Origin of the sequence: Psychromonas sp., from assembly GCF_047632995.1 — a bacterium.
Lineage (GTDB): Bacteria > Pseudomonadota > Gammaproteobacteria > Enterobacterales > Psychromonadaceae > Psychromonas.
The window spans coordinates 1-13,740 of the sequence record NZ_JBLIEK010000102.1 but is presented as its reverse complement, the minus strand read 5'-3'; the positions used below and the strand labels follow the sequence as shown (position 1 = coordinate 13,740).

Sequence of the window (13,740 nt, the reverse complement as noted above, 5' to 3'; positions counted from 1 at the left end):
CTCTATGCAGCATTAAACCTTCGCCACCTTTAGCGATCACTTGTTCAAGTAATAGTTGCAGCTGCGTATTGCTTTGCACTTTTTGCTGCTTAATCATTTTAAGATAGGGGGAGGCGCTGTTGGCCGTGATATCTTCCATCTGCTTTACCCGCGCAGTGAAATTCAGTAATGAGCTGGGTAGATCAAAAATCATAAAAGTGATTTTCTGCCATTGATCAGTCGTTGCGTTGTGTTTGCGCACAATACCTGATACCTGTTCAAATCGGTTGCGCGCGATCCATAGCTCGCCATCAATCGGAGTATCAGGAAAACCGTCAATGAACCATGAGGGGGCGTTAAATATATTACCTTGGCGGGAGATCAGATTTTTACCGTCCCAGTAAGCACGTATGCCGTCGAGTTTTTCACTTACCCAATACTTTTTAATATCAATATCTTGATGGTAAAGAGTGGCAAGTTGAATGGGAGGTGTTGCTGCTTGTATAAAAGGAGAAAGCAGCAGTGTCAAACAAAAGATTAAAACAGCAGGCATAAATAGACTCCCTAAACAGTGTTTGGATATTTATATCAGTCTAGGGAGTATTTGCGTTAATACAAATTATTCAATAAAACGCATTGAAAGATCGATCGCTTGCACATGTTTTGTCAGTGCGCCCACCGAAATATAATCAACCCCCGTTTGTGCATAGGAGAGGATGGTTTTGCGATTAACATTGCCTGATACTTCTAAATCGGCTTTATGCGCATTTGTATTATTGATGGCAACGGCCTCAATCATCATAGGCACGGTGAAGTTATCGAGCATTACACGCTGCGCGCCTGCACTTAGCGCTTGTTTTAGCTCTTCGATAGATTCCACCTCAACTTCAACCCAACGTTCCGGGTGCTGTTCATTGGCTCTGGCTATCGCTTGTGCTATACCACCGCAGGCAAGGATATGATTCTCTTTAATTAAATAAGCGTCAAACAAGCCGAGACGGTGGTTAAAACCACCCCCGCATAATACCGCGTATTTTGATGCATTACGTAAACCGGGCAAGGTTTTCCGGGTATCAAGCAATTTGCAATTAGTTTCAGCGATTAAGTCGATATACAGTTTAACTTTGCTGGCAATACCTGAGAGTGTTTGTATGAAATTAAGCGCGGTTCGCTCACCGGTTAACAATGTACGCGCCGATCCTTCAAGGGAAAAAAGTTTGCTATTGGCTTGAACAAAGTCACCATCTTTAACAAACCAGGTGATTTTCACTGCTCCATCAAGTTGTCTAAAAATTTCTTGAACCCATGCCTGGCCACAAAAAACAGCATCTTCACGTGTAATAACAACTGCTTTTGCCTGTTTATCCTCAGGAATTAAATTCGCTGAAATGTCTCCTTCAGTGGCTGGCAATCCATTTAAATCTTCATGTAAGGCAATTTTCACGCTTTGTGCTATCTCTTGTGCAACCATGGTTTATTCCCGTCAAACAATAAAAATACAAATATTACCTGCAATGCTTTACTAATAGCAATGATCTCAGACGAGAACTCTTATAAAATGTATAGCTAAGTGACTTGAAGATGCATCTTCAGATGGTTAGGCTATACAATAATTATTAAAGAGGCGGTTTTATGGCATTGGTAATTGGTTTAACAGGGGGGATTGGTTGTGGTAAATCTACGGTATCTTCATTTTTTTCGGATCTCGATATTAGCACTGTCGATGCGGATCTGATTGCTCGTTTAGTTGTTAGCAAAGGGCAGCCTGCGTTGAAACAAATAGCGGACCATTTTGGTAAAGATATATTAATAGACGGGGCGTTAAATCGCTCACTGCTGCGTGATATTATTTTTAAAGATGAAAGCCAGAAAGTATGGCTAAATAATCTTTTACATCCGCTTATTCACTCTGAAATTATAAGGTTATTAGCGCAGGCTAATGGGCCCTATGTTTTATTAGAGGCACCATTATTGTTTGAAAACCGATTAGATCGTTTGACTGATTATAATCTGGTGGTGGATCTTGATCCGGCACTACAGATTAAGCGAGCAAGTGCGCGGGATGGCGTGTCAGCTGAGAGTATAAAAGCAATTATAAGTAGCCAGATAGATAGGCAGCAGCGTCTGCAGAAAGCCGATTTTGTTATTGATAATAACGGCGTTTCACTGGGTAAGTTAAAAAGTGCTGTTATTGATTTGGATCGGCGCTTTAAAACCCTGGAAAAGAAATTGAAATAGGCGTCATTTATTTCCAGTTTGGGCGCTTTTGCTGTACGCTTACTCCTTTACCCTCTGATAAATTTAATAGATAAAATGATCGCTTTTGAATACCCTTTAAATGAGAAAAGTCGTAGTTACTTACGTTTTGAGTTTCTTTTCCAGCAAATAAAAAAAAGTATCTCTTTTACAGATGAAAATGATTCAACTGCTTTTTTCAAAGCGCTCTTTGAGTTGCTTGAATTAAGTGAGCGCTGTGATATCCGCCATGATTTAATTAAAGACTTACGTCTTTTATTAGAAAAAATGAACAGCTGGTTAAACGTTGCCGGAGTTGATTATCATGCTGTCACTCAACTAATTACTGAAATTGATGAGCTGATAGCTGCTGTATTAACCATGCCTAAACAGATCCATTACTTCAAAACCAATCGTTTTTTAACCTCCATTAAGCAGCGTTTTTCTATTCCCAGTGGTTGCTGCACCTTTGATTTACCGCAGTTCCATTTTTGGCTCGCCAGTGATTTAGAAAAACGCCAGCAAGATAGCCGCAAGTGGTTTAGCCATTTTGCAAGCTTAGAGCAGGCGCTGTCACTGTTTTTAAAAATCAAACGATCGCAAGGTATTAGCGCGGAGCTGATAGCCAGCAATGGGTTTTACCAAAACGAAGTTGAAAATTGCAGCTTTATCATAATAAAAGTTAAAAAAGAACAAGCTGTTTACCCTATGATTAGCGGCCATAAAAATCGTTACTCTGTTCGTTTTATGAGTGCTGATGCTGACAATCAGCGTTCTGAAAATGTTTTATTTCAGCAAATTTGTTGCTAGGAGTTACTATGAAAGTGAACTGCCCAACCTGTAAAAAAGAGATCGAATGGAGCAAAGAAAGTACCTATCGTCCGTTCTGTTGTAAGCGTTGCCAACTGATAGATTTAGGCGAGTGGGCGGGGGAAGAAAAGCGAATTAAAGGTGAGCCTGTTAGTCCTGAAAATTCGCAGCAAGACGATAGTATCTATTTTGATTAAGCACGGAGAGTCGTTTTTATGTTAATAGATGCGTTTTTAAAAAAATTATCAGCTGCTCCCCAAAGTATTGAGTTTACCGATACGATGGCGCTGATTGACGAAAATTATTGCTTTACTGAAACCGCCTTTAATAATGGTCTGCAGATAAATGCAGCTGGGATGAATTCTGGATCATGTAAACTATTTTCTTTTGCTCAGTTACAAAATTTAAATGAATCGCAAACGCTGGCTTGTTTTGGCCGCTATTATCGTGAGGATGTATTAAAGAATCCAGATGCAGACGATCATCAGAATATTCGTCAATTTATGGTTAATGGTTGGCCGGGAATTAAATTTTCAGGGCAAGCGCTCACTAAAAAATAATACCGAAAATAACCAGAAGATGCAGATGGCTGCATCTTCTGCTTATAATTAACCGCCCGCCAATTTAACTGTATAGCCCTGTTTCTCCAACAGTATTTTTACAATGTCACGCTGGTCACCCTGAATTTCAATAACGAAATCTTTGACACTGCCCCCCGTGCCTGTGCGTTTTTTTATCTCTTTAGCAACTGCTTTTAGCGCTTTCTCATCAAGTGCTAACCCTTTTATTAAAGTCACCCCTTTACCTTTTCGCCCTTTGGTTTCACGGTGGATGCGAACAATACCATCACCTTCAGGAGCACTCTTTTTTGCGAGGGGTTTATCGATTTTTCCACCATCAGTGGAATAGACAAGATTAAGATTGCTGAAGTCCATATTCTCTTCCAGTAGTAATTTTTTATTAGTTTATCAGAGAGTCAGTGAAAATCGCCAATAAGATTGATTTAAAACATTGTACAAGGGCTTTATTTATTTTATTATTACAAATACAAATGATAATGATTAGCAATTAGATTGTGAGAATACTATAACCGGAGGGCATATGTTTTTATCAGAGCTTAAAGTTGGCCAAAGAGCAAATATTGTCCATATGCATGATATGGATCCTGTTATGCGTAAAAAACTGCTTAATTTAGGTTTTCTACCAAAAGCGCAAATTGAGTTGTTGCGTCTGGCGCCAATGGGGGATCCCGTTGCCATCCGTTGTGCTAATAGCAGTATTGCACTGCGCAAATCATTAGTGAGTAAAATTAAGGTGGAGTTAATTGCATGAGTTTGTCTATCGCCACAATTGGCAATCCGAATTCAGGAAAAACGACATTATTTAATGTGTTAACGGGGGCTAATCAGCATGTGGGTAATTGGAGCGGCGTAACGGTTGAAAAGAAAACCGGTTATTTTATGCTGCCCTCTCAAACTGAGGTGAAAGTTATCGATCTCCCTGGTATCTATAGTCTCGACTATGATGCGGATGGGAGCTCGCTTGATGAACGTGTTGCCTTTGATTACATTATGCACAATAGCCCGGATCTGATTGTTAATGTTATCGATGCAAGCTGTTTAGAGCGTAGCTTATATCTAACCCTGCAGCTTAAAGAGTTGGGACTGCCTGTTGTTGCCGTTATTAATAAAATGGATGTGGCAGAGAAAAAACGGTTAGTTATTAATGAAAAAGCCTTAGCTAAAGGGCTCGGTTGTCCGGTGATTAGTTTATCGACGCACAATAAAAAATCGGTAGATAAGTTAAGAGAGCAGTTAACTGCATTAAAGCTGCAAAAATTAAACGAACCAATAGTGCTAAATTATGGTGATATTTTAAATCCCTTGATTGAAAAGGGCGCACGTTTATTAGATTCAGTCAGTCATCACTTACACAATCGAGCGTTGGCGATAAAGTTATTGGAAAACGATCAAAGCATAGTGAAGCTGCTCTCTGAAGCGCAAAAAACAGATTTTTTAGAAGAAAAGCAAAAAATAGAGCTGGGTGTTGACTCCGATATCGATTTGCAGATTGCTGATACACGCTACAGCTTTATCTATCAGCTTGTACAAAAATCAGTGCATTTACAAGGCACACTGGGCCGTTCAATTTCTGAGAAAATAGATGCTTTTGTAATGAATCGTTTTACCGGCATCCCTTTCTTTTTATTGGTTATGTATCTGATGTTTATGTTTGCAATTAATATCGGCAGTGCCTTTGTTGATTTCTTTGATATTACTGCCGGTGCTATTTTTGTTGATGGCAGCGCGCAGCTATTAGCTTCTATAGAAGCCCCAGAATGGTTAATTAATATATTATCCTATGGTGTCGGCAACGGTATTCAAACCGTGATGACCTTTATTCCCGTTATCGGCTGTTTATATCTTTTTTTAGCGGTACTGGAAAGTTCGGGTTATTTAGCCCGTGCGGCATTTGTTATTGATAAATCGATGCAATGGATAGGTCTGCCTGGCAAATCTTTTGTACCTATGATTGTTGGTTTCGGTTGTACTGTGCCCGCTGTGATGGCGGCACGAACCCTTGAAAAAGAGCGTGAACGTCTGTTAACTGTGGTGATGTCACCCTTTATGTCATGTGGTGCCCGCTTACCTGTATATGCGCTTTTTGCCAGTGCGTTTTTCCCCAAAAGCGGCCAGAATATTGTATTTCTCTTGTACTTAATTGGGATTTTAGTGGCGGTAGCAACGGGCTTTGTTTTAAGCCGTACCATTTTACCGGGTAAAAGTGAAAACTTGTTTTTAGAACTGCCCGATTATGAGTTTCCAACACTGCGTAATACCTTGATAAAAACCTGGCAGAAGCTTAAAGGTTTTGTTTTTGGTGCGGGACAAACTATTGTAATAGTTGTTACTTTATTAAATGTTATCAACTCAGTGGGTCTTGATGGCAGTTTTGGTCACCAAGATAGTGAACACTCATTACTGAGCAAAGGTGCGCAAATTATTACCCCTGTATTATCTCCTTTAGGTATAAAACAAGATAATTGGCCTGCCACTGTGGGCATTGTCACCGGACTCTTTGCCAAAGAAGCGGTGGTGGGGACCTTAAATAACCTCTATTCCACGCAACAAGCAACAGATGAGGTTGAGCTGACGCTAGTTGAAAAAATAAATGCGGCCCTGCAAACTATTCCTGAAAACTTATTCGGCATTAATGTCAGCGATCCATTAGGTCTTAATCTCGGTGATATGAGTGATTTAACCGTGGTAGCTCAAGTGCAGGGGGTTGATTTGACTACATACAGTAATATTCGAAAAGCATTCGTCACTCAAGAAGCGGCTTTTGCTTATCTCCTGTTTATTTTGTTATATGCACCTTGTGCGGCAGCAATGGGGGCGATTGTTAATGAGGTGGGTGCTCACTGGGCGCGCTTTATTGCCTTATGGACAACCGCAGTGGCTTATATAGTTTCAGTCTCTTATTACCAAATTGCGACCTTTTCAATGCAACCTGCAACGAGTGTTACCTATCTGATCTTTTCAGCGCTGATTATTTCAATTGTACTCTATCTGCTCAAACGTAGGGGCAATGTGCTCGCGCAGAAGGTCTTATTATGATTTTAAAATCAATAAGTGATTACGTGAAACAAGCTGGCCGAATTGAAGAGAAAAAACTGCTTAAACATTTTCATTTAAGCGCCGAGGCGCTTGCGCCAATGATGGCGGTGTTATTGAAACGTGGTAAAATTCAAAAAACAGTGAACCAACGGGGTGATAAATTGCCCCCTGAAATTTTTTATACTTGGTGTGAAATTGCACAAATACCAACAGTGACAGTTGTTTAAACAGGCAAACGGTTTATCTTTACGGTCAACCGTTTTCTTTGACTAGCAATATACGTTTAACCTTTGTACAATCCGCACCTGATTTTTTGTCCCTTTTGTTGTAACGAGGCTTTCATGAGTAATAATAAAGTAAACCTATTAGATTTGAACCGAGAAGGTTTACGTACGTTTTTTGTCGAATTGGGCGAAAAACCGTTTCGTGCAGAACAGGTGATGAAATGGATTTACCATTTCGGTTGTGATGATTTTGATTTAATGAGTAACATTAATAAAAAGCTGCGTGAAAAATTAAAAGAGCGCGCAGAGATTGTCGCCCCAGAAGTAAAAGTGGAGCAGCGTAGCAGTGATGGCACCATTAAGTGGGCGATGACGGTTGGCGATCAGGAAGTTGAAGCGGTTTATATTCCAGAAAAAGAGCGTGCAACTTTATGTGTTTCTTCACAAGTTGGTTGCGTGCTTGCCTGTAATTTCTGTTCAACTGCGCAACAGGGGTTTAACCGTAATTTAACGGTGTCAGAAATTATCGGTCAAGTTTGGCGGGCCGCTAAAATTGTGGGTGTAATGGGAGAGAGTGGCAAGCGCCCGATTACTAATGTGGTGATGATGGGAATGGGCGAACCTTTGCTAAATCTTAATAATGTTATTCCGGCAATGGAATTGATGTTGGATGATTTTGGTTATGCACTTTCTAAACGCCGAGTGACTATATCTACATCAGGTGTTGTCCCTGCGTTAGATATTTTAGGCGACCGTATCGATGTTGCATTAGCGATTTCATTACATGCTGCTAATGACAAATTACGCTCAGAAATGATGCCTATTAATGATAAATATAACATTGCTGATTTCTTGGCGGGTGTAAAACGCTATATCGAAAAATCCAATGCTAATAGAGGTAAGGTGACGGTTGAGTATCTGCTGCTTGATCACTTCAACGATTCAACAGATCAAGCACATGAGCTTGCGCTGCTGCTTAAAGATACGCCCTGTAAAATTAACCTTATCCCATTTAATCCATTTCCTGGTAATGATTACGAGAAACCCAGTAACAGCCGTGTCGATCGTTTTAACAAAGTGTTAATGGAGTACGGTTACACCGTTATTGTACGTAAAACACGTGGTGATGATATTGATGCTGCTTGTGGGCAGCTCGTTGGGGATGTTATTGACCGTACCAAAAGATCCATGAAAAAAAGAGAAAAAGGCGAGAATATTGCCATTTCTGCAGTCTAGCTAATTACTCACCGTTATACCCAAACGACTTGAACCTGAGTGTGTCAGTGGTTTGGGAACAATGCTGTCGATCGAGATTCAATAACAGCCAAAAAACGGATGCAAGTGGGGGCAATATCGTTCACAATGTAGTAACACCTGTTTTACGCAAATTTTGTCTGAGCAGGTTTTGTTAATAGAGGAATTTATGCGCCAAACTATTGTTATTATTTCATTTCTTTTTTTGCTTTCAGCCTGTGTTTCATCTGAAACAACGGTTACCACAAAAAAAAGTGGGGCAGGGAATAAGATGGCCTTTGACCCTCAAGGCGCCGCAGACACCCGTGTTAAATTGGCGATTTTATACCTGCAAAAGAGCAATATGCAACAGGCCAAAGAAAATCTTGAAAAAGCCTTAGAATACCAGCCAGATGATGCCAATATTTATCGTATTTTTGCTTATTACTACCAACGTGTAAATGAAGATGACAAAGCAGAGGAGTACTATAAAAAATCCTTATCACTTAATAATAAAAATGCTGACACTTACAATAACTACGGCACATTTTTATGCCAGCAGGAACGTTATCAAGAAGCGGATAAAGCTTTTTTGACCGCTGTAGAGCAGTCTGCTTATTCCTCAGTTGCTAATACCTATGAAAATGCCGCTGTATGTGCGGAAAAAGCGGGCGTTATGGATAAGGCTCTCTTTTATTACCAATATGCGTTATCGCATAACCCCAATAAATCCTATTTAAACCTCTCTTTAGCGAAGTTAAATATCAATCAAAAAGATTATAACGCCGCGCGCTTAAATCTTTTTAATTATCAAAAGAAAAGTCAAGCATCACCAGAAAGTTTATGGCAATGGATTCGCTTGAGTTACGCAACTGAAAAAAATGCCAGTTTAAATAAATACGCTGGGGAATTATTAGAACAATTTCCTGAATCTCAACAAGCCTTAGATTATTTGAATCATGAATACTATTAATAACCAAGAGCAAACCGCCACTGCCCCTCTCGGCAAGGCGTTACAAGCTGCAAGATTAGCTGCTTCACTGTCCATTGAAGAAGTTGCTGAGCAGTTGAACTTAGGCATGAAAACGGTACGAGATATTGAAGATGATCTTGATAATACGATAGAAAATCGGAAATATGCGATTATTTATTTACGTGGTTATCTTGTCAATTATGCAAAATTAGTGGGTTTAGATAAACTTAACCAATTTATTGAATATCAACAATTATCACAGAGTGAGAAGAAAGCAGACAACTTGCGCGCACCTATGATACTCCCCCCCCCTGTAAAAAAACGTTCAAAACTATTGTTCGTATTGCTTTTTATTATAGTAACGGTTGGTCTTTATCTATTAGTGGTTCAACAAGATTTTTTCGGTGAAACTCCTTTGAATCCAGATAACCAGGAAGCAGAAATAAATCTTGGCTCCTTATCGGATGAGGACTCCCTAAATAATACGTTACAGATATTCGATGACGAAACGGGTATCGACTCTAGCGTAGAGGCGGCTGAACAGGTGAATACTGACGTTGAACTTTCAGCTACTCCAGAAACAAATGCCACAGAGGACCTTATAACAAGCAATGAAGTCGCAGTGGAAAGTGGTGAGATAATTACGCAAAACGCGATCACCACTGAATCGCTAAAATTAACATTCTCGACAAATTGTTGGACGGAAATCTCCGATTCAACGGGTAAGCGACTTGCATTTGATCTCTATAAAGCAGGGAATTCATTAACCGTTAATGGTGTTGCACCATTCGAACTGAAATTAGGTGACCCGAGCGGTGTGCAGATACAGTATCAGGATAAAATATTGAACAAAGAGTTTATAAGCGGTAGCACTGCGCGATTTAGCATCCCCCAATAGTCATCTTGCAAACATTTTTTTATGATTAATAACGTTTGAATTACAAAGAGTAAATAATTATGAGTCATTCTTCTTCAATTATCCGCCGTATATCAAAACAGATTATGGTCGGTAATGTCCCTGTCGGCGGAGACGCGCCGATCACCGTACAATCAATGACTAACACTTTAACCACCGATGTTGCAGCGACCGTCGCACAAATCCGGCGCTTAGAAGCCGTAGGGGCGGATATCGTGCGTGTCTCCGTGCCGACAATGAATGCGGCAGAAGCATTTAGAGAAATTAAGGCACAGACAAATATTCCGCTGATTGCCGATATTCATTTCGATTACCGTATTGCCTTAAAGGTAGCTGAATACGGTGTTGACTGCTTGCGTATTAATCCAGGCAATATCGGTAATGAGCAGCGTATTCGCAGTGTTGTTGAGTGCGCACGTGATAAAAACATCCCCATTCGCATTGGTGTAAATGGTGGTTCACTGGAAACTGATATTCAAGAGAAGTATGGCGAGCCCACTGCTCAAGCGCTTGTTGATTCCGCGCTTCGCCACGTTGATATTTTAGACCGACTTAATTTTGATCAATTTAAAGTGAGTGTTAAAGCCTCGGATACCTTATTAGCTGTGGAGTCATATCAGTTACTTAGCAAGCAGATAATACAGCCGCTGCATTTAGGGATCACTGAAGCAGGCGGATTGCGTAGTGGCTCGGTGAAATCAGCAGTCGGTCTGGGGATGTTATTGGCGCAAGGTATTGGCGATACATTGCGCGTTTCCTTGGCGGCAGATCCTGTGGAAGAGATCAAAGTTGGTTTCGATATTTTGAAATCGTTGCGTATTCGTAGTCGCGGCATTAACTTTATCGCTTGCCCGACTTGTTCACGCCAAGAGTTTGATGTGATTGCCACAGTAAATGCGCTGGAAGAGCGTCTTGAAGATATAGTTACCCCAATGGATGTTTCGATTATTGGTTGTGTAGTAAATGGCCCTGGTGAAGCATTAATTTCAGATTTAGGCATTACAGGGGGAAAAAATAAAAGCGGTTATTATGAAGATGGTCTACGTCAACGGGAACGTTTTGATAATAACAACGTTATTGATCAGCTTGAAGCGAAAATTCGCGCCCGTGCCAACCGCTTAGATCAAAGCCAGCTTATACTTAAAGTTTAGTTAAACGCTAACAGTAGGAATCCCGTCTTGTAGGTCGGTGATTCCTCCTTCTGCGTTATATGGCTAAATCTTCAACTTCATGTCGTAAATAGGGGCACCTCCCGATTTACTGATTCCAGATAGCTTAGGCATATAATCGCCCAGCACAATTGCTTAAAAATGTAGTAAAAAACAGGGTGAATCACTGCCCTTTTTTTATTGTTTTTGTTTTGTAAGTATTGTTGTTCTTTGTCATGTTTTATCCTGTTTTATCTTCTATATAACTAAAATAATGTCAATTCCCGCTCTGATCAGTTAAAATCTTGCAAATTTTAATTTAGCTTGATATGAGGGAAGAATGGAGTCTATTCAAAATCACGTGACCGCACTGGTAAGCAGTGCCGATACACTTTTTATATTATTAGGTGCTGTCATGGTTTTTGCTATGCATGCCGGTTTCGCATTTTTAGAAGTGGGAACCGTACGCCATAAAAACCAGGTAAATGCTTTAGTTAAAATCATGTCAGATTTTGCTGTTTCAGCCTTGGTTTACTTCTTCTTTGGTTACTGGTTCGCTTACGGCATTACCTTTTTCGATAGTGCTTCAGTATTGGCGGAAAACAACGGTTATGAATTAGTTAAATTCTTTTTCTTAATGACGTTTGCCGCCGCTATTCCCGCTATTATTTCAGGAGGTGTTGCCGAGCGAGCACGTTTCAACCCTATGTTAATCGCAGCCGCTTTATGTGTTGGTCTCGTCTACCCCTTTTTCGAAGGACTTATCTGGAATGGCAATTGGGGCTTCCAAAATTGGTTAGAGACAAGCTTTGGTGCAGGTTTCCATGACTTTGCGGGATCAATTGTGGTACATGCCGTTGGCGGATGGATTGCATTTGCCGCTATCGTTGTTTTAGGTAGCCGAAATGGCCGTTACCGAGGGGGGAAAGTGGTCGCATTCGCACCCTCGAATATCCCTTTATTAGCCTTAGGCGCGTGGATTTTGTCTGTCGGTTGGTTTGGTTTTAACGTAATGTCAGCCCAAGCAATTGAAGGCATTAGCGGCTTAGTGGCGATGAACTCTTTAATGGCGATGGTCGGTGGTATTATCAGTGCCTTAGTTGTCGGCAAAAAAGATCCCGGTTTCATCCATAATGGTCCATTAGCGGGGCTCGTCGCGGTCTGCGCTGGCTCAGATGTAATGCACCCTATTGGCGCGTTAGTGACGGGTTTAATAGCGGGTGGATTATTTGTCTGGTTATTCACTTATGTACAAAGTAAATTTACACACTTTGATGATGTGCTTGGTGTCTGGCCGTTACACGGTGTCTGTGGTTTGTGGGGCGGAATCGCTGCCGGCATCTTCGGACTGGAACGCTTTGCTGGCTTAGGGGGCGTGAGCTTTACCTCGCAGCTAATTGGTTCAATTGCCGGGGTGTCAGTCGCATTAATCGGCGGTTTTATTGTTTATAAATCAGTGAACTACTTTATGCCGATTCGCCTCAGTGAAGAAGATGAGTTTAATGGTGCGGATCTGTCTATTCATCAAATTGGCGCGACCAATTTAAATAATAATTAAAGCTATTAGATAGCATCATAAAAGGGTAAAAAGAAAATATTTCGCCCTTTTATGATGGGGTTCTTTATTGAGCCATGCGCTTCTTTAGCATCTGCAATACGCTGCGCAGTCTTTGATTTTCTGTTGCGTTGCTATTATTCGGTTTTGAAATTTGTATCTATTTGGAGAAAAAAATGAAAGTAGTTGAAGTTAAGCACCCGTTGGTCCAGCACAAACTTGGTTTAATGCGTGAAAGGGATATCAGCACCAAGCGCTTCCGTGAATTAGCACGTGAAGTATCGAGCCTCTTAACGTATGAAGCGACTAAGGATTTGGAACTTGAAAATGTAACTATTCAAGGTTGGGAGGGGGAAATCGAAGTGCAACAAATTAAAGGCAAAAAAGCGACGGTGGTTCCTATTTTACGTGCCGGTCTGGGCATGATGGATGGAGTCTTGGAGCATATGCCAAGTGCAAAAGTGAGTGTGGTAGGGATTTACCGCGATGAAGAAACGCTTGAGCCTGTACCCTATTTCTCTAAATTAGTTAATCAAATTGACGAGCGTTTAGCACTTGTTGTTGATCCCATGCTGGCAACAGGCGGTTCAATGATTTCCACTTTAGATTTAATTAAAAAAAATGGCTGCAGCAATATTAAAGTATTAATTTTGGTTGCGGCGCCTGAAGGGTTAAAAGCACTTGAAGCTGCTCACCCTGACATTGAAGTTTATACCGCTTCAATTGATGATCACCTCAATAAACATGGTTATATAGTACCAGGGCTTGGTGATGCAGGTGATAAGATCTTCGGCACTAAATAAACAGCAAGCACAATAAATAATTATATACCCCAATTACTTGAAGCTGCTGGAATCTGCACCTTCAAGTAGTTGAGGTCTGAACATCTTGGAGAACACTATGCCGACTAATTCAGCTCAAGAATTAGATCTGAACTCAACTGCACCTATTGAAGATATCACTGCCGATTTAAATGTAGTGCAGCAAATTTTAGCCGGTTCACAAATGTTATTTGTGGCTTTTGGTGCCTTGGTACTAATGCCGTTAATT

Annotated in this window: 16 protein-coding genes; 13 read left to right on the top strand and 3 right to left on the bottom strand. The window is 40.7% G+C overall.

Features of this window, described 5'->3' with window-relative positions:
* A partial coding sequence (locus ACJAT7_RS14675) for a DNA ligase (RefSeq protein ID WP_415227549.1) occupies positions 1–532 on the bottom strand: 532 nt, incomplete at its 3' end.
* A 66-nt stretch (positions 533–598) separates the two neighbouring features.
* Positions 599–1,450 carry a carboxylating nicotinate-nucleotide diphosphorylase gene (gene nadC, locus ACJAT7_RS14670; RefSeq protein WP_415227548.1) on the bottom strand — a complete coding sequence of 284 codons (852 nt, stop codon included), beginning with the start codon at positions 1,448–1,450 and terminating at the stop codon, positions 599–601.
* A 161-nt stretch (positions 1,451–1,611) separates the two neighbouring features.
* Between nadC and coaE the strand changes: the two genes are divergently transcribed.
* The 4 genes from coaE (at position 1,612) to ACJAT7_RS14650 (ending at position 3,584) form a co-directional block, all read left to right on the top strand.
* Positions 1,612–2,217 carry a dephospho-CoA kinase gene (coaE, locus tag ACJAT7_RS14665; RefSeq protein ID WP_415227547.1) on the top strand — a complete coding sequence of 202 codons (606 nt, stop codon included), beginning with the start codon at positions 1,612–1,614 and terminating at the stop codon, positions 2,215–2,217.
* Positions 2,218–2,292: 75 nt separating this feature from the next.
* A complete protein-coding gene (gene zapD, locus ACJAT7_RS14660; protein WP_415227546.1) occupies positions 2,293–3,024 on the top strand; it encodes a cell division protein ZapD in 732 nt (243 codons plus the stop codon).
* Positions 3,025–3,032: 8 nt separating this feature from the next.
* A complete protein-coding gene (gene yacG / locus ACJAT7_RS14655) occupies positions 3,033–3,221 on the top strand; it encodes a DNA gyrase inhibitor YacG (RefSeq protein ID WP_415227545.1) in 189 nt (62 codons plus the stop codon).
* Positions 3,222–3,239: 18 nt separating this feature from the next.
* Complete coding sequence (locus ACJAT7_RS14650; RefSeq protein ID WP_415227544.1) at positions 3,240–3,584, top strand: HopJ type III effector protein; 345 nt, start codon at positions 3,240–3,242, stop codon at positions 3,582–3,584.
* Positions 3,585–3,632: 48 nt separating this feature from the next.
* Here ACJAT7_RS14650 and yciH read toward each other — a convergent pair whose 3' ends face one another.
* Complete coding sequence (gene yciH, locus ACJAT7_RS14645) at positions 3,633–3,959, bottom strand: stress response translation initiation inhibitor YciH (RefSeq protein WP_415227543.1); 327 nt, start codon at positions 3,957–3,959, stop codon at positions 3,633–3,635.
* A 166-nt stretch (positions 3,960–4,125) separates the two neighbouring features.
* On the opposite strand from yciH, the gene ACJAT7_RS14640 reads away from it, so the two are divergent.
* The 9 genes from ACJAT7_RS14640 to upp all read left to right on the top strand — a co-directional run bounded on the left by ACJAT7_RS14640 (position 4,126) and on the right by upp (position 13,493).
* Positions 4,126–4,356 (top strand): FeoA family protein, encoded by a 231-nt coding sequence (locus ACJAT7_RS14640; RefSeq protein ID WP_415227542.1) that lies wholly within the window; start codon positions 4,126–4,128, stop codon positions 4,354–4,356.
* Complete coding sequence (gene feoB / locus ACJAT7_RS14635) at positions 4,353–6,641, top strand: Fe(2+) transporter permease subunit FeoB (RefSeq protein WP_415227541.1); 2,289 nt, start codon at positions 4,353–4,355, stop codon at positions 6,639–6,641. The genes ACJAT7_RS14640 and feoB overlap by 4 nt, the downstream gene beginning before the upstream one ends.
* Positions 6,638–6,868, top strand: a complete 231-nt coding sequence (locus ACJAT7_RS14630) for a FeoC-like transcriptional regulator (protein WP_415227540.1) — start codon at positions 6,638–6,640, stop codon at positions 6,866–6,868. The genes feoB and ACJAT7_RS14630 overlap by 4 nt, the downstream gene beginning before the upstream one ends.
* Positions 6,869–6,982: 114 nt before the next feature.
* Positions 6,983–8,101 (top strand): bifunctional tRNA (adenosine(37)-C2)-methyltransferase TrmG/ribosomal RNA large subunit methyltransferase RlmN, encoded by a 1,119-nt coding sequence (locus ACJAT7_RS14625; protein ID WP_415227539.1) that lies wholly within the window; start codon positions 6,983–6,985, stop codon positions 8,099–8,101.
* Between the two features lie 187 nt (positions 8,102–8,288).
* Positions 8,289–9,071, top strand: a complete 783-nt coding sequence (pilW, locus tag ACJAT7_RS14620) for a type IV pilus biogenesis/stability protein PilW (RefSeq protein WP_415227538.1) — start codon at positions 8,289–8,291, stop codon at positions 9,069–9,071.
* Entirely contained in the window at positions 9,058–9,969 is a 912-nt protein-coding gene (locus ACJAT7_RS14615; RefSeq protein WP_415227537.1) for a RodZ domain-containing protein, read from the top strand. The genes pilW and ACJAT7_RS14615 overlap by 14 nt, the downstream gene beginning before the upstream one ends.
* A 59-nt stretch (positions 9,970–10,028) precedes the next feature.
* Positions 10,029–11,138, top strand: coding sequence for a flavodoxin-dependent (E)-4-hydroxy-3-methylbut-2-enyl-diphosphate synthase (ispG, locus tag ACJAT7_RS14610; RefSeq protein WP_415227536.1), 1,110 nt, complete (start codon positions 10,029–10,031; stop codon positions 11,136–11,138).
* Positions 11,139–11,475: 337 nt separating this feature from the next.
* Complete coding sequence (locus tag ACJAT7_RS14605) at positions 11,476–12,693, top strand: ammonium transporter (protein WP_415227535.1); 1,218 nt, start codon at positions 11,476–11,478, stop codon at positions 12,691–12,693.
* A 173-nt stretch (positions 12,694–12,866) separates the two neighbouring features.
* Positions 12,867–13,493: a uracil phosphoribosyltransferase gene (gene upp, locus ACJAT7_RS14600; protein ID WP_415227534.1), complete on the top strand. Its 627-nt coding sequence runs from the start codon at positions 12,867–12,869 to the stop codon at positions 13,491–13,493.
* Positions 13,494–13,740 lie beyond the last annotated feature (247 nt).